Origin of the sequence: Bradyrhizobium sp. SZCCHNRI1029, assembly GCF_032487555.1 — a bacterium.
Taxonomy (GTDB): domain Bacteria; phylum Pseudomonadota; class Alphaproteobacteria; order Rhizobiales; family Xanthobacteraceae; genus Bradyrhizobium.
In genome coordinates, this window is the sequence record NZ_JAUEUK010000011.1 from 99011 (window position 1) to 120912 (window position 21902).

Genomic DNA, 21902 nt, shown 5'->3' on the forward strand with positions numbered 1-21902 from the left:
AATCGCGCCGTCTTTCCGCCCACCGACCGCCCCCGACCTTCGGCATAAGATTCGTGTGCGTTGGCCCGGTCCTTTCGGTTCCGGATTCCTCAGCCCCCAGCCCCCCGGGGTCGTCAGGATCGGGTCTATTCACAAGTAAGGCAAAGGGCCAACGCAAGTTGGTCCTTTTGCTTTTCTGGCGTGAGCTGCACGTAAGATCATCGCGACGCGCCGTCGCACGGACGTGACGCGCCCAACGCAGGTCAGCGAAAACGAAGATCAGGACGACGGAAGAGATCAGCGCTCGGGACCGCGCGCCGTTGCTGAAGCCCGTCCGCCCAACGGCAACTCGGAAAAGGCGGCCCCGAGCATCGGCCCAGGGCGGTCGCGACTGCCGTCCTGCACATAGACGACGGTGCCATCGACGCCCTCGCGGGCGATCTTCTCCAGCGGCACGCTCCATCTGACCGGCGACCCGTTCCAGTCACCCAGCTTCTGAAGACCGCGAACGACGTTGTAATAGGTCAGGTCACGGCCGCTGTTCTCGCCGCGGCCGACCGAGATCGGGACCACCCGCGAGATCGAGCAGACCCAGACCTCGCCGTGCTTGCGCGGCATCTGGTCGTTGGCCGCGGCCACGGAGACAGTAAGGTCCTGGCCGTCGACCGACAGCCTCACCGGCACCGACATCACGCTGCCACCCTGGACGGTCTCCTCGATGGCACCCTCGATCGCCTCGCGGTCGCTGCCGATCACATGCACGGAGCCGTTGACCACCGCCTGCGGCGTATAGACCTCGCGGTCGCCGCGCGCACGAGAATAGGCCCGCTGCCGGGCCGTGAAGCGGGAGTCGGCCAGCGTGTCCTTCCAGCCGAGATAGTCCCAGTAGTCGATCGGCAGCGACAGCGCGATGACCGAAGGATCTCTGGCGAGCTCGCCGAGGATCTTGTCAGCCGGCGGGCAGGACGAACAGCCTTGCGAGGTGAAGAGTTCGATCACCGCACGGGGATCGGACGCAGCTGGCCGGACGAAAGCGATGACCGCACAGACACTCAGCGCTGCGCGCGACCACCACGACATCTGTCCACTCATCGCCACTGTCCCGTCTGGACCACCGTCCGCTGCGCCCTGTGCATCACTGCATCCGCGATGCCGTCCTCGTAGTTAACAAACCGAAAATGCAAAAGAGGCGGCCTTTGTCATAGGCCGCCTCCTTCATCACCCGCTACTCACTTCAGAGTGAGCCAAACTGTCGCATCGCGCCTTGGTTAAGCGGCGAGCTTGCGCAACACGTAGTGCAGGATGCCGCCGTTGCGGTAGTAGTCGAGCTCGTCGAGCGTATCGATCCGGCAGAGCAGCGGCACCTGCTGCGCCGCACCGTCGGCCGAGACGATCTCGGCGGTCAGGGTTTGGCGCGGCTTCAGGTCGCCTTGCAGGCCCTTGATGGTAACCTTCTCGTCGCCCTTGAGGCCGAGCGAGGACCAGGACGTGCCTTCCTGGAAGGTGAGCGGCAGCACGCCCATACCCACCAGATTGGAGCGATGGATGCGCTCGAAGCTCTGGCAGATCACGGCACGGACGCCCAGCAGCCGGGTACCTTTGGCGGCCCAGTCGCGCGACGAACCGTTGCCGTATTCGGCGCCGGCGAACACCACCAGCGGCACGCCCTCTTCCTGATACTTCATCGCGGCGTCGTAGATCGACATCTGCTCGCCGTCGGGCCAGTGCTTGGTCAGGCCGCCCTCGGGAATGTTGCCGTCGGCACCCTTGAGCATGAAGTTCTTGATGCGGATGTTGGCGAAGGTGCCGCGCATCATGATCTCGTGATTGCCGCGGCGCGTGCCGTACTGGTTGAAGTCAGCCGGGCGGACCTGGTGCTCGCTGAGGAACTTGCCGGCGGGCGAGGTCAGCTTGATCGAACCGGCCGGCGAGATGTGGTCGGTCGTGATCTTGTCGCCGAACAGCGCCAGCACGCGAGCCTCGACGATGTCCTTGATCGGCTCGGGCTCCTTCTTCATGCCCTCGAAATACGGCGGGTTCTGCACGTAGGTCGACGACATGTTCCAGCGATAGGTCTCGCTCTCGACCGTCTTGATCTTGCGCCAGTTGGTGTCGCCCTTGAACACGTCGGCGTAGCGCTTCTTGAAGATCGACGCCTTGACGAACTTCTTGACGAAGTCGTTGACCTCCTTGGTCGTCGGCCAGATGTCCTTCAGGTAGACCGGCTTCTTGTCCTTGCCGATGCCGATCGGCTCGACCGAAAGATCCTTGGTCACGGTGCCGGCCAGCGCATAGGCCACGACCAGCGGCGGCGAGGCCAGATAGTTGGCCTGCACGTCCGGCGAGACGCGGCCTTCGAAGTTGCGGTTACCCGACAGCACGGCCGCCGCGACCACGCCGTTGTCGTTGATCGACTTCGAGATCTCCTCCGGCAGCGGGCCGGAATTGCCGATGCAGGTGGTGCAGCCGAATCCGACGAGGTTGAAGCCGACCTTGTCGAGGTCCTTCTGCAGGCCCGAGTTGGCAAGGTATTCGGCAACCACCTGACTGCCGGGAGCGAGGGAGGTCTTCACCCACGGCTTGGCCTTGAGGCCCTTGGCGGCGGCGTTGCGGGCCAGCAGGCCGGCGCCGATCAGCACGCTCGGGTTGGAGGTGTTGGTGCAGGAGGTGATGGCGGCGATGACGACGTCGCCATGGCCGATGTCGAAGTCCTTGCCCTCGACCGGGAAGCGCTGCGCAGCGGCATCCGGCTTCTTGTACTCGCCGGCCAGCGCAGTCGCGAAGCCTTCGGCCACTGCGGGGAGCGCGATGCGGCCCTCGGGACGCTTCGGACCGGCCATTGACGGCACGACGTCGGCGAGATCGAGGGTCAGCGTCTGCGTGAACACCGGATCGGGCGACTTGGCGGTGCGGAACAGGCCCTGCGCCTTGGCATAGGCCTCGACCAGCGCAACGCGCGGGGCCTTGCGGCCTGAGGTCTTGAGATAGTCGATGGTGGCGGCGTCGACCGGGAAGAAGCCGCAGGTCGCGCCATACTCGGGGGCCATGTTGGCGATGGTCGACTTGTCGGCGACCGAGAGATGGTCGAGGCCGGGGCCGAAGAACTCGACGAACTTGCCGACCACGCCGAGCTTGCGCAGCATCTGGGTGACGGTCAGCACCAGGTCGGTCGCGGTCACGCCTTCCTTCAGCGCGCCGGTCAGCTTGAAGCCGACGACGTCGGGCAGCAGCATCGACAGCGGCTGGCCGAGCATGCAGGCCTCGGCCTCGATGCCGCCAACGCCCCAGCCGAGCACGGCGAGACCATTGACCATGGTGGTGTGGGAGTCAGTGCCGACCAGCGAATCCGGATAGGCGACCTCGAAGGTGCCCTTGGTGCGGCCGACCGTCATCTTCTCCTTCTTGGTCCAGACCGTCTGCGCCAGGTATTCGAGGTTGACCTGGTGGCAGATGCCGGTGCCGGGCGGCACGACGGAGAAGTTCGAGAACGCCTTCTGGCCCCATTTCAGGAATTCGTAACGCTCCTGGTTCTGCTTGTACTCCTCGGCGACGTTCTTGCCGAACGCCTTGTTGTCACCGAAGTAGTTCACGATCACCGAGTGGTCGATGACGAGATCGACCGGCACCAGCGGGTTGATCTTCTCGGCATCGCCGCCGAGCGCCTGCATCGCGTTGCGCATCGCCGCGAGGTCGACCACGGCCGGAACGCCGGTGAAATCCTGCATCAACACGCGCGCCGGGCGGAAGGCGATCTCGTGCTCCAGCGACTTCTTGCGCAGCCATTTGGACACCGCAATGATGTCGTCCTTGGTGACGGTGCGACCGTCCTCGTTGCGCAGCAGATTCTCGAGCAGCACCTTCATCGAGTAGGGCAGCTTGGAGATGTCCTTGAGACCATTCTTCTCGGCTGTGGGCAAGCTGTAATAGATGTAGCTCTTCGTTCCGACCTTGAGGGTCTTGCGACACTTGAAGCTGTCGAGCGAGGTCATGCGTGGAAATCCCAATTGATCTGTATACCCGGAGGGGGTATTTAAGAACCGTCAGCGCGAGGCGCCGGATGGCTTGCAGCGGGCGATTGTGTGCTGCATCAAGGTCGGGCTTATAGAAGCTTTCTAACTGCGCCGCCACAGAGACAAGCAAGTCCCGACGTGGCATCACCCACAAATTCTCACGCGCTAGCCATCAATTCCCTAGGGGCTGTCACGACGGGCCATGCAGGCGACTTCAACACTGTCTCCGAAGCTGTTCGGCCGCGACGTCAGATGCGTGCGCGGCGGCCGCGAGGTGTTCGCAGGACTAGCCTTCGAAGCGGTCGCGGGCGAGGCGCTGGCGGTGACCGGACACAATGGTGCAGGCAAGACATCACTGCTGCGGCTGATTGCCGGCCTGCTGCTGCCGGCGGGCGGCTCCATCGCGATCGAGGGCGGTGAGAGCGAGCTCACGGTGCCCGAGCAGGCGCATTATCTCGGCCACCGCGACGCGCTGAAGCCGGCGCTCAGCGTGCGCGAAAACCTGACCTTCTGGGCCGAATTCCTCGGCGGCGGCATCACGCGGCCGATCCCCGACTGCCTCGCGGCCGTCGGCATCGCCCACGCCATCGACCTGCCCGCCGCCTATCTGTCCGCCGGCCAGCGCCGCCGGCTGTCGCTGGCCCGCCTGCTCGCGGTGCCCCGCCTGCTCTGGCTGCTCGATGAACCGACCGCGGCGCTCGACGTCGCCGGGCAGGCGATGTTCGCGGGGCTGATGCGGGAGCATCTCGCCGGGGGTGGGCTGATTGTCGCGGCGACGCACGGCCCGCTCGGCATCGACACACGCGAATTGCGCATCGGGGAGGCTCGATGATTCCCTCTCGCCTCTTCGCAGTCCCACCCACCGCTCTCTCCGTTCCCGCCCCCCTTGTGGGGGAAGGTCAGGGACGGGGGTGCCCCACGACGCGCTCTAACTTGTTTGACGAGATTCGGTCGCACCAACCAACGTCCCATCGGCGCGCCGCCTCCTCCCCCTTGCGGGGAGGGGGCGGCGGTCCACAACGGCAGCGTCACCTGGAGTCACCCCCCTCCCCAGCCCTCCCCCACAAGGGGGGAGGGAGCGCAGTTTGCGGGTCGAGGGAGCGCGGCTCACCATCTGCCATCAAGCAATCAGCCGAGGCCCTATCCGCATGACCGCCCTCGGTGCCCTCATCCGCCGCGACATCAAGATCGCGCTGCGCATCGGCGGCGGCGCGTTGATCGGCGTGCTGTTCTTTCTTACCGTCGTGGTGCTGATGCCATTCGCGGTCGGGCCGGATCTGGCGCTGCTGACCCGGCTCGGCCCCGCCATCCTCTGGCTCGGTGCCCTGCTCTCCAGCCTGCTCACCCTGGACCGGCTGTTCACCGCCGACCACGAGGACGGCTCGCTCGACCTGGTCGTGATGAGCCGGACACCGCTGGAGCTGGCCTGCGCCGCCAAGGCGCTGGCGCATTGGCTCGCCGCCGGCCTGCCGCTGGTGATCGCGACGCCCGTGCTCGGCCTGCTGCTCAACCTCGACGCCACAGCGACCGGCGCCGTCGCGCTGACGTTATTGGCGGGCACGCCTGCCCTGACCTTCATCGGCATGATCGGTGCAGCACTGGCTGTGACGATGCACCGCGGCGGGCTGCTGCTGGCGGTCTTGGTGCTGCCACTTTCGATCCCAGTGCTGATCTTCGGCGTCGCGGCGTCGCAGGCGGCCATCGTCGGCCCGCTGCCGTTCGGGGCGCCGTTCTCGATCCTGTGCGCATTGTCGCTGGTGAGTTTCGTGATCGGCCCGTTCGCCGCCGCGACAAGCTTGCGGAACGGGCTGGATTGACCCGCCGCCCGCCGGGGTTTGACCATGATCAACTCTTACCTAGCGGCGTCGTGCTGATTGCCTGCAACCGCTTCCGCCTTTAACAAGGGTCTCATGTCGCTGATCGACCTCGCCAATCCCACCCGGTTCCTTGCGCTGGCGGCGCGGCTGCTGCCGTGGCTGGCGCTGGTCACGGCCGCGCTGCTGGCTGCCGGCCTGTACCTCTCCGCGCTGGCGCCCGACGACTATCAGCAGGGCGCGACCGTCAAGATCATGTTCATCCACGTGCCCAATGCCTGGCTGTCGATGTTCGTCTGGAGCATCATGAGCATCGCCTCGCTCGGCACCTTGGTGTGGCGGCATCCGCTCGCCGACGTCGCTGCCAAGGCCGCCGCCCCGATCGGCGCCAGCTTCACGTTCCTCGCTCTCCTCACCGGCTCGCTGTGGGGCCGGCCGATGTGGGGCACCTATTGGGAGTGGGATGCGCGGCTAACCTCGGTGCTGATCCTGTTCCTGATGTATCTCGGCCTGATGGCGCTGTGGCGCGCGGTCGAGGATCCGACCCGCGCCGCCCGCGCTGCCGCCGTGCTGACGCTGGTTGGCGCGATCAACCTGCCGATCATCAAGTTCTCCGTCGACTGGTGGAACACGCTGCATCAACCGGCGTCGGTGATGCGAATGGGCGGTCCGGCGCTCGACAAATCATTCCTGATCCCGCTGCTGGTGATGGCCGTCGGGTTCTCGTTCCTGTTCATTACCCTGCATGTCGCGGCGATGCGCAACGAGATCCTGCGCCGGCGCGTCCGCAGCCTGCAGATGATGCAGGCCCGCGCCTACACCACGGCCGCACCAGCCGACGATGCGGCAGGCCAGATCGCGGGAGCGGCTTGACATGGACCTTGGCCCCTATACCTCCTTCATCGCGACCTCCTATCTTGCAGCGGCGCTGGTCGTGATGCTGCTGATCGGCTGGATCGCCATCGACTACCGCACCCAGAAGGCGCGCTTGCGCGCGCTCGAGGACAGCGGCATCAGCCGTCGTTCCGGCCGCGCCGCGACGGATATCCAATGATCGAACAGGCTGCGACAGAGCCGGCGCCGCGGCGCCGCTCATTCCTCATGCTGCTGCCGCTCGTGGTGTTCCTCGGGCTGGCGGCGCTGTTCTGGTCGCGCCTGGGCAACGGCGACCCGTCGCGCATTCCATCCGCGCTGATCGGCCGCCCCGCGCCGGCCACGCCGCTGCCGGCGCTGCCGGAACTGGCGAGGGACGGCACGCCGGTGCCCGGCCTCGACCCGGCTGCACTCAAGGGCAAGGTCAGCATCATCAATGTCTGGGCATCGTGGTGCGTGCCCTGCCACGACGAGGCGCCGCTGCTGGTCGAGCTCGGCCGCGACAAGCGCTTCCAGATCATCGGTATCAACTACAAGGACGGCGCCGACAACGCCCGCCGCTTCCTCGGCCGCTACGGCAACCCTTATGACGTCGTCGGCGTCGACGGCAACGGCCGCGCCGGCATCGAATGGGGCGTTTATGGCGTGCCCGAGACTTTCGTCGTCGGCCGCGAGGGCACCATCGTCTACAAGCTGGTCGGCCCGATCACGGCGCAGAACATCGATGCGGTGTTGAAACCGGAAATCGAGAAGGCGCTGAAGGTGGGTTCGTAAGCCTCGCGCAGCCATCGGAGCTTCAGCGGCAAACACGCTCCTCTCTCTGCGTCGTCATTCCGGGGCGGCGCGAAGCGACGAGCCCGGAATCCATACTCACGAGCGGTCGTTTGGCGAAGACGGGCGCCACAGCCATCTCGCGTCACACGCCTTGTCGTGGTTATGGATTCCGGGCTCACGCCGCTGCGCGGCGCGCCCCGGAATGACGGCGCGGAGAACCTCGAAGCGAAGCAATCCGGAGCACCTACGGGCCTTGGATTGCTTCGTCGCTACGCTCCTCGCGATGACCGCGTTCGGGGCAGCTACCCCTTGCTCACATCCCCTTCCGCCGCATCGCTGGCTTCGAGCGACGCCGGGTCCTGGTGGTAGCGCTTGATCAGCGGCATCTGGGCGATGGCGAAGATCATGGTCAGCGGCACGACGCCGAACGCCTTGAAGCCGACCCAGAAATCGGTGCTCTGCGTGCGCCAGATGATCTCGTTCAGCACCGCCATCGCGGCGAAGAACAGCGCCCAGCGAAACGTGAGGATGCGCCAGCCCGCGGGCGTCAGATTGAACATCTGATCGAACATGATCGCGATGAAGGAGCGATTGAACAGCAGCCCGCCACCGAGCACGGCCGCGAACAGTCCGTAGATGATGGTCGGCTTGACCTTGATGAAGGTCTCGTCGTGCAGCACCAGGGTCAGCGTGCCGAACACGATGACGACGACGGCGGTCACCAGCGCCATCAGCGGGACGTGCCGCGTCACCACGTAGGACGCGATCAGCGCCGCGATGATCGCGACCATGAACGCGCCGGTCGCCGCGAACAGGTTGAACTTGGCATTGACGACGAAGAAGATGATCAGCGGGCCGAGCTCGGTCGCGAGCTTGAACAGCGGGTGCGGCTGGGTCTTGTCCATTCCATGTCCTGTTGGCTGCAGCCACGGCAGCGGTTGATCTGGTCGTCTCGATCCGGCGGTGGGCCGGAGCCCGAGCGTGCGACGTCAATCCTCGATGCCGGCGATCGCCCGCGCAAAATCTCTTGCGGCGAACGGTGAGAGATCATCGACCCCCTCGCCGACGCCGATGAAGTGCACCGGCAGCTTGAACTTCTCCGACAGCGCCACGAGGATGCCGCCGCGCGCCGTACCGTCGAGCTTGGTCATCACGAGGCCGGTGACGCCTGCCGTACGATGAAACGCCTCGACCTGCGACAGCGCATTTTGTCCCACCGTCGCGTCGAGCACGAGCAGCACCGCATGCGGCGCCGACGCGTCGACCTTGCGAATGACACGCACCACCTTTTCGAGCTCGTTCATCAGCTCGGCCTTGTTTTGCAAACGGCCGGCAGTATCGACCAGCAGGATGTCGCGGCCCTGCTCCTTGGCCGCGGTGATGGCGGTGAACGCAAGGCTGGCGGAGTCCGAGCCCTGCGCGCCGGCGATCACCGGCGCCTTGGTGCGCTCGCCCCAGACCTTGAGCTGCTCGATCGCGGCGGCACGGAACGTGTCGCCCGCGGCCAGCATCACCTGCCTGCCTTCGGAGGCGAATTTCTGCGCCAGCTTGCCGATCGTGGTCGTCTTGCCGGAGCCGTTGACGCCGACGACGAGAATGACAAACGGTTTGTGGCCCGGCGCGATCTCGAGCGGCTTCGCCACCGGCGACAGCACCTTCTCGACCTCGGTCGCGACCACCGCCTTGACCTCGTCGGCGCTGATCGTCTTGTCGTAGCGGCCGGTCCCGACGGCGTCGGCGATTCGCGCGGCGACCTGGGTGCCGAGATCGGCGCGCAGCAGCACGTCCTCGATGTCGTCGAGCATCGCGCGGTCGAGCTTGCGCTTGGTGACGAGATCGGCGACGGCCGTGCCGAGCGCGCCGGACGTGCGTTTCAGGCCGGCCGACAGCCGCCGCCACCACGACAGCTTGGGTGTTTCGGAGGTGGTATCGTTCATGGCGTGGTGTTAGCCCTTTCCATTCGCAAACGAAAGCTCACACCCGCGTTACGGTTTCCATGGACATTAACCAACCCACCGACGAGGAAATGCTCGCCCGTGTGCTCCACCGCGACGGGCTGATGCTGGTGATCGACAAGCCGGCCGGCATTCCCGTGCACAAGGGACCGAAGGGCGGACCGAACCTCGAAGCCTCCTTCGACGCGCTGCGCTTCGGCCTGCCGCGCCCGCCGGTGCTGGCGCATCGGCTGGACAAGGAAACCTCGGGCTGTCTGGTGCTCGGCCGTCATCGCAAGGCAACGGCGTCACTCGGGCTTTTGTTCAAGCATGGCAAGATTTCGAAGACCTATTGGGCCGTCGTCGAGGGCGGACCTGACGCTGACGAGGGCGTGATCGAGCTCCCGCTCGGCAAGCTGAACGCCGAGCGCGGCTGGTGGCAGAAGCCGGATCCGAACGGGCAGCCAGCGGTGACGAAATGGCGGGTGCTGGGGAGGTCGTACTCTCTTGCCAGTCTATCCCTGAACTCCCCTCCCACTCGTGGCAACGACTCCCCTCCCCCTTGCGGGGAGGGGTCGGGGGTGGGGGTCCCCACGGGCAGTGTCGCTTGGAGCCACCCTCCTCCCCAACCCTCCCCCACAAGGGGGGAGGGAGCGCAGCTGCCAACCGGAGAGGGAGAGTCGGTGCACTCCAATCGCAGTCCGCGACTCACTTGGCTGGCGATGGAACCGGTCACCGGCCGCACGCATCAACTGCGCGTGCATTCGGCAGCGTCGGGATGGCCGATCGTCGGTGACAACATCTATGGCAACGGCCCGCGCTTCGGCGAGCCGCGGCTGCATCTGCACGCACGCGAGATTTCGATTCCGCTGTCGAAAAACAAGCCACCGGTACACGTGGTGGCGCCGGCGCCGGTGCACATGCATGAGCGGCTGAAGATGTGCGGGTGGAACGGGGCGTGAGCCCATCTCTTTCCGCACCGTCATGGCCGGGCGAAGTCCCGGCCATCCACGTCTTAGTTCTTGGGGACAGCGTGGATGCCCGGGTCAAGCCCGGGCATGACGGAATTCTGGACTAACAGCCGGGCCCCATGATGCCCCGTGATCGTGAGCCGCTGCACGGTGCCTGGCAACGCAGTGGTCGTGGCGACCGGCAGATAATGCTCCGTCCGTCCCTGGGTCTCACTCTCGATCAGCACCTCACGCTGACAGCCGATCTCCTGCTCCAACCGCCGCCGCAACGCCGCCTCTCCCGCGGCCCGCAGCCGCCGGGCCCGATCACGGATGACGGCGCCGTCCACCTGCGGCATGCGCGCCGCCGGCGTGCCCGGGCGCGGCGAATAGGGAAACACGTGCAGGAAGGTCAGGCCGCATTCCTCGACCAGGTCGAGCGAGCGCGCGAACATCTCCTCGGTCTCGGTCGGAAATCCCGCGATCAGATCGGCGCCAAGCGTGATGTCCGGCCGCAGCCGGCGCACCTGAGCACAGAATGCGATGGCATCGGCGCGCGCATGCCGTCGCTTCATGCGCTTCAGGATCAGATCGTCACCCGCCTGCAGCGACAGATGCAGATGCGGCATCAGCCTGGCATCATCCGCGAGCGCATCGAGCAGGTCGGCATCGGCCTCGATCGAATCGATCGAGGAGATGCGCAGGCGTCTCAACTCCGGCACGTGGCGGAGGATCTGCTTCACAAGCCGGCCGAGCTTCGGCGTGCCGGGCAGGCCGGCGCCATAGCTCGTCAGGTCGACGCCGGTGAGCACGATCTCGGCATGGCCACGATCGGCCAGCGCGCGGACCTGATCCACCACAGCGCCCATCGGCACCGAGCGCGAATTGCCGCGACCGAACGGGATGATGCAGAAGGTGCAGCGATGATCGCAGCCGTTCTGCACCTGCACGAACACGCGCGGCAGGCCGCGCTGGAAGCCGTCGACCAGATGCGGCGCCATCTCCATCACCGCCATGATGTCGGAGACGGCCACCTTCTCGGACGCATCGATGCCGAACCGTGGCACCGCCAACGCCTGTGTCGTCGCACGCCACGCATCGGGCCGCAGCTTGTCGTCATTGCCGATGACGCGGTCGACCTCGGGCATGGCAGCGAACATGCCGGCCTGCGTCTGCGCGGCGCAGCCGGTCACAACGATGCGCGCCGCGGGGCGCTCGCGCTTCAATTTGCGGATCGACTGCCGGGCCTGCGCCACCGCCTCGTTGGTGACGGCACAGCTGTTGATGACGATGGTGTCGTCGGCACCGGCCGCCTCGGCATGTTTCGCGATCAGCTCGGATTCGAACGCGTTGAGGCGGCAGCCGAAGGTAACGACGTCGACGCTCATGCGACGCTGGCGAACATCGACGGCTCGAACCGTCCCTCGAACTCGAACGTCGCGGTGCCCGTCATCAGCACGTGATCGTCGCGCTCGCGCCACTCGATCGTGAGCTCGCCGCCGGGCAGCCTCATCTGCACGATCCGGTTGGCACGCTTCAGCCTGACGGCCGCGACCGCTGTCGCACAGGCCGCCGAACCGCAGGCCTTGGTCAGCCCCGCGCCGCGCTCCCAGGTGCGCATCGTGATGTGGTCGCGATCGACGATGTGGGCGAGCGTGATGTTCGCACGCTCCGGGAAAATCGGATGGTTCTCCAGCAGCGGCCCGAAGCGCTCCAGATCATAGGCATTGACGTCGTCCACCCAGAACACCGCGTGCGGGTTGCCCATGTTGACGACCGAGGGCGAATGCAGGATCGGCGCATCGATCGGCCCGATCTGCAGCTCGATGTAGCGGGTGTCGCGGAACTCCTCGGCGAGAGGAATGTCCTGCCAGCCGAACTTCGGCGCGCCCATATCGACAGTGTAGAGGTCGGGCGCCGGCCCCTGCCAGCAGTTCAACAACCCGGCGCGGGTCTCGAACGTCGCACTGGTCTGGCCGGTCTTGCCGAACATCTGGCGTACCACGCAGCGCATGCCGTTGCCGCAGGCGCCGGACTCCGATCCATCATTGTTGTAGATGCGGATGAACGCTTCGGTGCCGTCGAGCCGCGGCGGCTGCAGCACCATCAGCTGATCGTAGGGCACCCGGGATGCCACCGCCCGCGCCTCGTCCGGCGTGACGACATGCTTCACGTCGCGCAGATCGACCACGACGATCTCGTTGCCGATCCCGTTCATCTTGACGAAGCTGTGGTTGGCCAGCGCGCTCATGAAAATATCCAAATTGTGTCCGCCTTATATGGCGAATGGCGCGGCATTGACCAGCCTGCAGAGCGACATGACGCATCTGTCATGGGACGCCGCGCCGCCGAGCATGTTAGGACCGGTTCATTCGCCGGCACGAACCGGGCAAAGCAGCACGGCCACTGGAGAATAGTCGAATGAATCTCAGCACTTTCCGCCTCGTTCTGGCCGTGAGCTCGGTCGCGCTCCTGCTCGGCGGCGCGCCCGCCCGGGCCCAGGCGCCGTCGGCCTCGCCGGCTCCGGCGGCCTCAGCCACGCCCGCACCGGCCCCGAGCGCGCTACCGGCGCCGGTGGCGCCGGCCTCTCCTGCGCCTGCCGCGTCGGCCAGTCCGGCGCCCGCGACCAGCCCGACGCCGGCCGCCAGCGCGAGCCCCTCGCCGTCGTCATCTCCGACCGCGGCCCAGTCCCCGGCCACGACGCCGCCGCAGGCCGCGGCGCCGGCCCAGGCGGCCGACGCCTTCGGCGACGAGATCAAGCTCGAGGCGAAGAAGGTCGTCCTCGTCAAGGGCACCGCGAATTGGGACAATGCGTTCGACACGCTGATCGACTCCTTCAAATCGCTGTCGGCCACGCTGGACAAGCAGGGCATCAAGCCCGCCGGCAACGGCATGATCGTCTACACCTCGACCGACGACACCGGCTTCACCTTCCTGGCCGAGATGCCGGTCGAGCAGGAGCCGAAGACGCTCGGCAAGGGGATGAGCATCGGCCAGTCGCCCGAGGGCAAGGCGCTGAAGTTCGTCCATCGCGGCTCCTACGACAACATGGACAACACCTACGAGGCGATCACCAACCACCTCGACGAGCGCCGGCTGGAGGCCAAGGACACCTTCATCGAGGAGTACCTGACCGACCCCTTGAAGACGGCCGAGGACAAGCTCGTCATCAACGTCTACGTGCCGCTGAAGTGAGCACCATGATCATCAGACCCATCCTCGCGGTCGCGCTCGCGACCAGCTTCGCAATGCCCGCCCTCGCGGATGACATCGCCCGGCAGGACACGCCGGCGATCACCGTCAGCGGCGAGGCCAGCGTGTCGGCGCCGCCGGATCTGGCGCAGATCGACGCCGGCGTGGCATCCGACGCCAAGACCGCGCGCGAGGCCGCCGAGGCCAACAACGCCGCCATGGCCAAGGTGCTGCAGGCGCTGAAGGCGGCCGGGATCGCCGACAAGGACTATCAGACCTCGCGGCTGTCGCTGCAGCCGCAATATGCGCAGAACCGGCCGGCCCAGCCGGCGGTGACCGGCTATCGCGCCAGCAATCGCGTCACCATCAAGCTGCGCGACGTCGCCAAGGTCGCCAGCGTGATCGATACTCTGGTCGCGGCCGGCGCCAACGATGTCGGCAACATCTATTTCAGCGTCGCCGAGCCATCCAAGCTGCTCGACCAGGCGCGCGAGAAGGCCGTCGCAGACGCCCGCCGCAAGGCCGAGATCTATGCCAAGGCCGCCGGCGTGACGCTGGGTCAGCCGCTCAGCATCTCCGAGGATGGCGCGCCCGCCCCGGTGTTCCGCGCCAAGACCTTTGCCGCACCGATGGCCGCGACGCCGACACCGGTGGCGCAGGGCGAGGAGACGCTGTCGATCACGGTCAACGTGACCTGGGCGATCAAGGCGGCGCAGTAGGTCGGCCTCACGCCCACGCGACGCATTGTGCGTCGTGGCAGCCGACAACGTAGCTACAAACTCGGTGTCGTCCCGGCCTTGAGCCGGGACCCATACTCCGGGGCGGTAATTGTCGCGCGAGAGGGAGCTGCCAGCCTTCACAACATTGAATTCGGTGTTTATGGGTCCCGGCTCAAGGCCGGGACGACATCTGTTTTGTGGCGGCGGCCTGCTTAGATCTCCACCACCTGCCCCGGCTTCAACACGCCGAACCGCTCGCGCGGGATGCCGGCTTGGTCGAGCGCGGCGTGCAGGGCGCGCGCCGGCGCGTCGATCGCCTCGTCCGTCAGTTGGAACGTGCCGTGGTGATGCGCCAGCGCGGCCTCCGCGCCGCAATCCTGCAGCGCCTGCACGGCATCCTCGGGGTTCATGTGCTGGTCGCGCATGAACCAGCGCGGCTCGTAGGCGCCGATCGGCAGGATCGCGAGCCTGATCGGCGCGTGCTGCTCCGCCACGCGGCGGAAATGCTTGCCCGTGCCGTAACCGGAATCGCAGACGATGTAGACCCTGCCGCGCGGCGTCTCCAGCACGAAGCTCGCCCAGAGCGCCTTGTTGCGGTCGAACAGGCCGCGCGCCGTCCAGTGCCGCGTCGGCACCAGGGTCACGGCGACCTCCTCGTTCAGCGTCACGCGATCGTGCCAGTCATAGGCCTCGGCGCGGATCTTGGAGTCAGCGTCGATCATCGTAAGGTCGTTGCCCAGCGGCGTGACGACCCGCGGCGAAAATCGCGCGGTCAGCTTCGACAACGTCCGGATGTCGAGATGATCGTAATGCCCATGCGACACCAGCACGACGTCGATATGCGGCAGCCCCTCAAAGGCGATGCCGGGATCATTGTGCCGCCGGGGACCGGCGAACGCGAATGGCGACACCCGCTCCGACCAGACAGGATCGACCAGGATGTTGAGCCCGCCGGTCTGGACCAGCCAGCTGGCGTGGCCGATGAAGGACAGCCGCACTGTCTCGCCGTCGATCCGGTGCGGCGGCGTGTCGGCGTGCGGGCTCGCCGCCCAGGACGGCCAGCGGGAACGCTTGCGGTTGCGGTCGAACTGCCAGCGCAGCACCTGGGACAGGGATTTGGGCGGAACGCCGTCGGGATCGTAGAAGCGCTTGCCGTCGAAATGGTCGGTGACGGGGCCGGAATAGGTCCTGGAACGGCGCAGCAAGGTCGTCCTCGCAAGGGAAAGCTGAACTGGCGCAAGAGGTAAGCGCCCCCACAGGGTCCGGCAACGGGACGGCGAGAAGCAAGTTTCCTTGACTTTTGCGGCTGCTGAGGGTTTAACCCGGCCGAATTTCGGAAAGTTTCGTCTTTTCGAGCCACCGCCCGGCCCTGGAGGCCGGAGGTCACCGCCCGACAGCGCTGTGCGCCCTCGGGCGCAAACGTGTTTGGACTGACGGTTTCGGCCGACGGGCCGAGGTTTATATGGTCGTCATGGGCCGCAGCAAGCGGCGATGACGGGCGGCAATGAAGCGAGCGCCCGCAAGGGCAAAGGATAACGGCATTGTTCGACAATCTGTCGGAAAGGCTTGGCGGCATTCTCGATCGGCTGACGGGGCGTGGTTCGCTCTCGGAAGCCGATGTCGACGCCGCGATGCGCGAAGTCCGCCGGGCGCTGCTCGAGGCCGACGTCGCGCTGGAGGTTGTCCGCAGCTTCACCGAGCGCGTGCGCGAGCAGGCGATCGGCGCCACCGTCGTCAAGTCGGTCACCCCCGGCCAGATGGTCGTCAAGATCGTCCATGACGAGCTGGTCAAGACGCTCGGCGACGACGGCCAGACCATCGACCTCAACGCCGTGCCGCCGGTGCCGATCATGATGGTCGGCCTGCAGGGCTCCGGCAAGACGACCACCACCGCCAAGCTCGCGCGCCGCATGGTCCAGCGCGACAAGCGCAAGGTGCTGATGGCCTCGCTCGACGTCTACCGTCCGGCCGCCATGGAGCAGCTTGCGGTGCTCGGCCGCGACCTGGACATCCCGACGCTGCCGATCGTGGCCGGCCAGATGCCGCCGCAGATCGCGCGCCGCGCCATCGAGGCCGCCAAGCTCGGCGGCTACGACGTGGTGCTGCTCGACACCGCCGGCCGCACCACGCTGGACGAGGACATGATGAAGGAGGCCGCCGAGATCAAGGCGGTCGCCAATCCGCACGAGGTGCTGCTGGTCGCGGATTCGCTGACCGGCCAGGACGCCGTCAATCTCGCCCGCGCCTTCGACCAGCGCGTCGGCCTCACCGGCATCGCGCTGACCCGTATCGACGGCGACGGACGCGGCGGTGCGGCGCTGTCGATGCGCGCGGTCACCGGCAAGCCGATCAAGCTGCTCGGCACCGGCGAAAAGACCGACGCGCTGGAAGACTTCTATCCCTCGCGCATTGCCGGCCGCATCCTCGGCATGGGCGACATCGTCTCGCTGGTCGAGAAGGCCGCGGCGAACATCGACGCCGAGAAGGCCGCGCGCGCCGCCGAGCGGATGCGCAAGGGCCAGTTCGACCTCAACGACATGCGCGAGCAGCTGCAGCAGATGGCGCAGATGGGCGGCATCGGCGGGCTGATGGGCATGATGCCCGGCATCTCGAAGATGAAGAACCAGATCGCGGCCGCCGGCATCGACGACAAGATCCTCAAGCGCCAGGTCGCGATCATCGATTCGATGACGCGCGAGGAGCGCAAGCATCCCGACCTGCTCAAGGCCAGCCGCAAGAAGCGCATCGCGGCCGGCTCCGGCCAGAGCGTCGAGCACGTCAACAAGCTGCTCAAGATGCACCGGAACATGGCCGACGTGATGAAGGCCATGGGCTCAGGCAAGCGCGGCCCGCTGGCCGGCATCGCCCAGGCGATGGGTTTTGGCGGCGGTGGCGGCATGCCCTCGCCGGATCAGCTCAAGGCGCTTGCGGAAAAGATGCCGGGTGGCATGCCCGGCGGACTGCCGAATTTGCCGAAGGATCTGCCCGCCGGCCTGCGCGGCGGCCTACCGAACCTCCCCGGCCTCACCGGTCTCAGCGGCAAGCCGACTCTGCCGGGCCTCGGCCTTCCTCCGGGGAAGAAGAAATAATGAGGATCATCCGCTCCTCTTTCCATTCGTCATTCCGGGGCGCGCGCAGCGCGAGCCCGGAATCCATACGCACGATCGTGGTTATGGATTCCGGGCTCACCGCTTCGCGGTGCCCCGGAATGACGGCTTAGCTGACATCAACTCATCAGAAGACACTCAGGAGAACCTACATGTCCGTCGTCATCCGTCTCGCCCGTGCCGGCACCAAGAAGCGCCCGGTCTATCACGTCGTCGTCGCCGACTCGCGCTTCCCGCGTGACGGCCGCTTCATCGAACGTCTCGGCTACTTCAATCCGCTGATGCCGAAGGACAACGAGGCACGCCTCAAGCTGGACATGGAGAAGGTGAAGGGCTGGCTCGCCAAGGGCGCGCAGCCGTCCGACCGCGTCGCCCGCTTCCTCGACGCCGCCGGCGTCAAGAAGCGCGAAGCCCGCCAGAACCCGATCAAGGCCGTGCCGCGCAAGGAGCGCAAGGCGCAGGCCGAAGCCGCCGCCAAGGGCTAAGGTCGTTGACGAGCGCGGCCTCATGCTTCGAGATGCACGGCTTGCGCCGTGCTCCCTTGCATGAGGAACTGGCTCCTCCTCCTGAGGAGCGCGCGTTCGAGCGCGTCTCGAAGGACGAGGCACGCTGATGTCCAAGCTCATCTGTGTCGCCAGAATCGGCGCCGCGCATGGCGTGCGCGGCGAGGTTCGCTTATGGACCTTCACCGAGGATCCGCTGGCCGTGCTGCATTACGGCCCGCTCACGACCAAGGACGGCAGCCGTTCGTTCGAGGTCGCGAAGGCGCGCGAGGCCAAGGACCATCTGGTCGCAGGCATCAAGGGCGTCACCGACCGCAATGCGGCCGAACGCCTCAACGGGCTCGAGCTCTACGTGCCCAGAGACCGCCTGCCGGAGACGGCTGACGACGAATACTACCACGCCGACCTGATCGGCCTCGCCGCGGAGACCGCTGACGGCGCGCAGCTCGGCCGCGTGCTCGCGATCTATAATTTCGGCGCCGGCGACATCATCGAGATCGCCCCGCCCTCGGGCAGCACATTGCTGCTGCCGTTCACCAATGCCGTGGTGCCGACGGTCGATCTTGCCGGCGGCCGCGTGATCATCGAGCTGCCGGCGGAGATCGAGGGCGAGGAGCGCGATGGCGGCGATGAGGAGAGCGACGCCGCCTCCCCACCCCCCGCTCGTCGTCCCCGCGAAAGCGGGGACCCATAGCCACCGCCGCTGATTGGCTTGCGCGGGACTGGCCGCGTGCCTCGTTTCGAAATCACGCGGTATGGATCCCGGATCGGCGCCGCGACGCGCTGATGCGCGTCACGGCTTGTCCGGGACGACCCCGGTGAATGAGCCGCACGAGCCGGGGACACGCAGCATTGATCGAGGGGCTCGATCTGCCCGCGCCAGTGCCGTAACAGTGCATCCATGACCACTTCGCCCACCCCCGCCATGCCCTGGCGCGCCACCGTGCTCACCCTGTTTCCGGAGATGTTTCCCGGGCCGCTCGGGGTCAGCCTGGCCGGCCGGGCGCTGGGGTCCGGCGTCTGGGCGCTGGAGGCGCGCGACATCCGGGCCTCCGCCACCGACAAGCACCGTAGCGTCGATGACACGCCGGCCGGCGGTGGCCCCGGCATGGTGCTGCGCGCGGACGTGCTGGCAGCCGCGATCGACGCGGCGGCGATCGATCCCGAGCGGCCGAAGCTGCTGATGAGCCCGCGTGGCCGGCCGTTGACCCAGGCCTTCGTCCGCGAGCTCGCGGCCGGTCCGGGCCCGCTGATCGTCTGCGGTCGCTTCGAAGGCGTCGACCAGCGCGTCATCGATGCGCGCTCGCTGACCGAGGTCTCGATCGGCGACTACGTGCTGTCGGGCGGCGAGATCGCCGCCCTGGTGCTGATCGACGCCTGCGTCCGGCTGCTTCCGGGCGTGATGGGCAAGCTCGAATCGGGCACCGACGAGAGTTTTTCCGATGGCCTACTTGAATACCCGCAATACACCCGGCCCCAACTATTCGAAGGCCGGACCATTCCGGATGTGCTCACCTCGGGTGACCACGCCAAGGTCGCCGCTTGGCGCCGCGCCCAGGCCGAGGCGCTGACTGAAGCGCGAAGGCCGGATTTGTGGGCCGAATGGCAGGCGCGCGACGGCCGAGAACAAAGAGGGACCGGCCAAAAAGAGCCAAAAAGCACGACAGACGGGTGACAAGCCTCGCGCTTTGGCTTATAGGAGCGCCCAATTCCGCAAGTGACGGCAGGAACAAGCGCAGCCCCCGCGTGACCCGGCTGGGCGCGCCGCCGATGGAGATTTACCCGTGAACCTGATTCAGCAGCTCGAAAAAGAGCAGTTCGACAAGCTGTCCGCCAACAAGACCATTCCGGAGTTCGGCCCGGGCGACACCGTGATCGTCAACGTGAAGGTGGTCGAAGGCGAGCGCACCCGCGTGCAGGCCTATGAGGGCGTTTGCATCGGCCGGTCCGGCGGCGGCATCAACGAGAGCTTCACCGTGCGCAAGATCTCCTACGGCGAGGGCGTGGAGCGCGTGTTCCCGATCCTCTCCCCGATGATCGATTCGATCAAGGTCGTGCGCCGCGGCAAGGTGCGTCGCGCCAAGCTGTATTACCTGCGCCAGCTGCGCGGCAAGTCGGCCCGCATCGTCGAGAAGCAGGACCGGCAGCAGACCGCCGTCAACGAGTAGTCGTTGCTTTCATTGGACTGACGAAGAGCGCGGGCTGGCCCCGCGCTTTTCTGTTTTTGCGCTGCCGTCATTGCGAGCGAAGCGAAGCAATCCAGAGTCCTTGCCCCGGCCCCTGGATTGCTTCGTCGCTTCGCTCCTCGCAATGACGGCGGGCGCAAACGCATCTCGCACTCCACGGCACGCGTGCTATATATCCCCCTGAAATGGTTCTAGATCGCACCAGCATGGCCTGTCGCCGCGTCGTCATCGACGATCGCCGCCGGCTGCCCGGGCGGTTCTTCGGACGCTTCGCCACCTCGGCGACATCTGAGCTTAGGCGCGCGCTGTAAGCCGCAGCGCCTCATTCCTGATTGTTCGCGCGTGCCCGTCACGCGCTCCGTTTCAAACCTTAAATTCCCGGGAGCATTCGCTCATGTCGAAGCCGACCACCCTGTACGACAAGATCTGGAACGACCATCTGGTCCACGAAGCCGAGGACGGCACCTGCCTGCTCTACATCGACCGCCATCTGGTCCATGAGGTGACCTCGCCGCAGGCCTTCGAAGGCCTGCGCATGACCGGCCGCAAGGTGCACGCGCCGGAAAAGACGCTGGCCGTGGTCGATCACAACGTGCCGACCACAGACCGCTCCAAGCCGAACCCGGATCCGGAGAGCATCGAGCAGATCAAGACGCTGGCCGAGAACGCCAAGGAATTCGGCATCGAATATTACAACGAGTTCGATCGCCGCCAGGGGATCGTCCACGTCATCGGCCCCGAGCAGGGTTTTACGCTGCCCGGCACCACAATCGTCTGCGGTGACAGCCACACCTCGACGCATGGCGCGTTCGGCGCGCTGGCGCACGGCATCGGCACCTCCGAGGTCGAACACGTGCTGGCGACGCAGACGCTGATCCAGAAGAAGGCGAAGAACATGCGTGTCACGGTCGACGGCGTGCTGCCGGACGGCGTGACGGGGAAGGACATCATCCTCGCCATCATCGGCGAGATCGGCACCGCCGGCGGCACCGGCTACGTGCTGGAATATGCCGGCGAGGCGATCCGCGCGCTGTCGATGGAAGGCCGCATGACCGTGTGCAACATGTCGATCGAGGGCGGCGCGCGCGCCGGTCTGGTTGCGCCGGACCAGAAGGCGTTCGACTTCCTGCGCGGCCGTCCCAAGGCGCCGAAGGGCGCGGCCTGGGATGCGGCGATGCGCTACTGGGAGACGCTGCGCTCCGACGAGGGCGCGCATTTCGACAACGAGCTGCGTCTCGACGCCGCCAAGCTCCCGCCGATCGTGACCTGGGGCACCTCGCCCGAGGACGTGATCTCGGTGACCGGCGCAGTGCCCGATCCGGACCAGATCGCCGACGAGGCCAAGCGCATCTCCAAGCACCGCGCGCTGAAATACATGGGGCTGACCGCGGGCACGAAGATCACCGACATCAAGCTCGACCGCGTCTTCATCGGCTCCTGCACCAATGGCCGCATCGAGGATCTGCGCGCCGCCGCCAAGATCGCCGAAGGCAAGACCGTCAGCAGCCACGTCAATGCGATGGTCGTTCCGGGCTCGGGCATCGTGAAGGAGCAGGCGGAGGCCGAAGGCCTCGACAAGATCTTCATCAAGGCCGGCTTCGAATGGCGCGAGCCGGGCTGCTCGATGTGCCTCGCAATGAACCCGGACAAGTTGGCGCCAGAAGAGCGCTGCGCCTCGACCTCGAACCGCAACTTCGAGGGACGCCAGGGCTTCAAGGGCCGCACCCACCTGGTGTCGCCAGCGATGGCCGCGGCGGCCGCAATCGCAGGACACTTCGTCGACGTACGCGACTGGCGCTGACGTCATCTCGCTGCTTCAGATCCGGCACGGCGGCCGGTCTACAAACGAACGCGATGGCTT

At 66.5% G+C, this 21902-nt stretch carries 21 protein-coding genes; 14 read left to right on the forward strand and 7 right to left on the reverse strand.

What is annotated here, in order from left to right; translation table 11 throughout:
• Positions 1-276: 276 nt before the first annotated feature.
• Together QW861_RS27450 and acnA are read right to left on the reverse strand one after the other, a co-directional pair.
• Entirely contained in the window at positions 277-1059 is a 783-nt protein-coding gene (locus tag QW861_RS27450; protein WP_315716182.1) for a DUF1223 domain-containing protein, read from the reverse strand.
• A 188-nt stretch (positions 1060-1247) separates the two neighbouring features.
• Positions 1248-3968 carry an aconitate hydratase AcnA gene (gene acnA, locus QW861_RS27455; protein WP_315750626.1) on the reverse strand — a complete coding sequence of 907 codons (2721 nt, stop codon included), beginning with the start codon at positions 3966-3968 and terminating at the stop codon, positions 1248-1250.
• A gap of 223 nt (positions 3969-4191) precedes the next feature.
• Between acnA and ccmA the strand changes: the two genes are divergently transcribed.
• The 5 genes from ccmA (at position 4192) to QW861_RS27480 (ending at position 7450) form a co-directional block, all read left to right on the forward strand.
• Positions 4192-4821: a heme ABC exporter ATP-binding protein CcmA gene (ccmA, locus tag QW861_RS27460; RefSeq protein ID WP_315715916.1), complete on the forward strand. Its 630-nt coding sequence runs from the start codon at positions 4192-4194 to the stop codon at positions 4819-4821.
• 316 nt (positions 4822-5137) lie between these two features.
• On the forward strand, positions 5138-5806 hold the full coding sequence (ccmB, locus tag QW861_RS27465) for a heme exporter protein CcmB (RefSeq protein ID WP_315715915.1): 669 nt from the start codon (positions 5138-5140) through the stop codon (positions 5804-5806).
• Positions 5807-5899: 93 nt separating this feature from the next.
• On the forward strand, positions 5900-6676 hold the full coding sequence (locus tag QW861_RS27470; RefSeq protein WP_315750625.1) for a heme ABC transporter permease: 777 nt from the start codon (positions 5900-5902) through the stop codon (positions 6674-6676).
• Between the two features lies 1 nt (position 6677).
• The gene (gene ccmD / locus QW861_RS27475; protein ID WP_315715913.1) at positions 6678-6857 is read left to right on the forward strand and encodes a heme exporter protein CcmD; all 180 of its coding nucleotides are present in this window, start codon (positions 6678-6680) and stop codon (positions 6855-6857) included.
• Positions 6854-7450 (forward strand): DsbE family thiol:disulfide interchange protein, encoded by a 597-nt coding sequence (locus QW861_RS27480; RefSeq protein WP_315715912.1) that lies wholly within the window; start codon positions 6854-6856, stop codon positions 7448-7450. The genes ccmD and QW861_RS27480 overlap by 4 nt, the downstream gene beginning before the upstream one ends.
• Positions 7451-7752: 302 nt before the next feature.
• Here the strand turns inward: QW861_RS27480 and QW861_RS27485 are convergent, their stop codons facing one another.
• Together QW861_RS27485 and ftsY are read right to left on the reverse strand one after the other, a co-directional pair.
• Complete coding sequence (locus QW861_RS27485; RefSeq protein ID WP_315750623.1) at positions 7753-8355, reverse strand: septation protein A; 603 nt, start codon at positions 8353-8355, stop codon at positions 7753-7755.
• An 84-nt stretch (positions 8356-8439) separates the two neighbouring features.
• A complete protein-coding gene (ftsY, locus tag QW861_RS27490) occupies positions 8440-9387 on the reverse strand; it encodes a signal recognition particle-docking protein FtsY (protein WP_315750622.1) in 948 nt (315 codons plus the stop codon).
• Between the two features lie 59 nt (positions 9388-9446).
• Here ftsY and QW861_RS27495 point away from each other — a divergent pair, with 59 nt between their 5' ends.
• Complete coding sequence (locus tag QW861_RS27495) at positions 9447-10346, forward strand: RNA pseudouridine synthase (protein WP_315750621.1); 900 nt, start codon at positions 9447-9449, stop codon at positions 10344-10346.
• Between the two features lie 53 nt (positions 10347-10399).
• Here QW861_RS27495 and mtaB read toward each other — a convergent pair whose 3' ends face one another.
• A complete protein-coding gene (mtaB, locus tag QW861_RS27500; protein WP_315750620.1) occupies positions 10400-11722 on the reverse strand; it encodes a tRNA (N(6)-L-threonylcarbamoyladenosine(37)-C(2))-methylthiotransferase MtaB in 1323 nt (440 codons plus the stop codon).
• Positions 11719-12585, reverse strand: coding sequence for a diaminopimelate epimerase (gene dapF, locus QW861_RS27505; protein ID WP_315750619.1), 867 nt, complete (start codon positions 12583-12585; stop codon positions 11719-11721). Before dapF ends, mtaB begins: the two co-directional genes overlap by 4 nt.
• Before the next feature lie 170 nt (positions 12586-12755).
• On the opposite strand from dapF, the gene QW861_RS27510 reads away from it, so the two are divergent.
• Positions 12756-13529 (forward strand): GyrI-like domain-containing protein, encoded by a 774-nt coding sequence (locus QW861_RS27510; protein ID WP_315750618.1) that lies wholly within the window; start codon positions 12756-12758, stop codon positions 13527-13529.
• 5 nt (positions 13530-13534) lie between these two features.
• Positions 13535-14245, forward strand: a complete 711-nt coding sequence (locus QW861_RS27515; protein ID WP_315750617.1) for an SIMPL domain-containing protein — start codon at positions 13535-13537, stop codon at positions 14243-14245.
• Between the two features lie 212 nt (positions 14246-14457).
• Here QW861_RS27515 and QW861_RS27520 read toward each other — a convergent pair whose 3' ends face one another.
• On the reverse strand, positions 14458-15450 hold the full coding sequence (locus tag QW861_RS27520) for an MBL fold metallo-hydrolase (protein ID WP_316193710.1): 993 nt from the start codon (positions 15448-15450) through the stop codon (positions 14458-14460).
• A 336-nt stretch (positions 15451-15786) separates the two neighbouring features.
• On the opposite strand from QW861_RS27520, the gene ffh reads away from it, so the two are divergent.
• From ffh to leuC, 6 genes are all read left to right on the forward strand, one after another.
• Positions 15787-17334 carry a signal recognition particle protein gene (gene ffh / locus QW861_RS27525; RefSeq protein WP_315715903.1) on the forward strand — a complete coding sequence of 516 codons (1548 nt, stop codon included), beginning with the start codon at positions 15787-15789 and terminating at the stop codon, positions 17332-17334.
• Between the two features lie 170 nt (positions 17335-17504).
• Positions 17505-17837, forward strand: a complete 333-nt coding sequence (rpsP, locus tag QW861_RS27530) for a 30S ribosomal protein S16 (protein WP_008964221.1) — start codon at positions 17505-17507, stop codon at positions 17835-17837.
• A 127-nt stretch (positions 17838-17964) separates the two neighbouring features.
• A complete protein-coding gene (gene rimM / locus QW861_RS27535) occupies positions 17965-18549 on the forward strand; it encodes a ribosome maturation factor RimM (RefSeq protein ID WP_316193711.1) in 585 nt (194 codons plus the stop codon).
• Between the two features lie 207 nt (positions 18550-18756).
• A complete protein-coding gene (gene trmD / locus QW861_RS27540) occupies positions 18757-19530 on the forward strand; it encodes a tRNA (guanosine(37)-N1)-methyltransferase TrmD (protein ID WP_316193712.1) in 774 nt (257 codons plus the stop codon).
• 109 nt (positions 19531-19639) lie between these two features.
• Positions 19640-20023 (forward strand): 50S ribosomal protein L19, encoded by a 384-nt coding sequence (gene rplS, locus QW861_RS27545; RefSeq protein ID WP_015663536.1) that lies wholly within the window; start codon positions 19640-19642, stop codon positions 20021-20023.
• Between the two features lie 412 nt (positions 20024-20435).
• Complete coding sequence (leuC, locus tag QW861_RS27550) at positions 20436-21842, forward strand: 3-isopropylmalate dehydratase large subunit (protein ID WP_316193713.1); 1407 nt, start codon at positions 20436-20438, stop codon at positions 21840-21842.
• Positions 21843-21902: the final 60 nt, after the last annotated feature.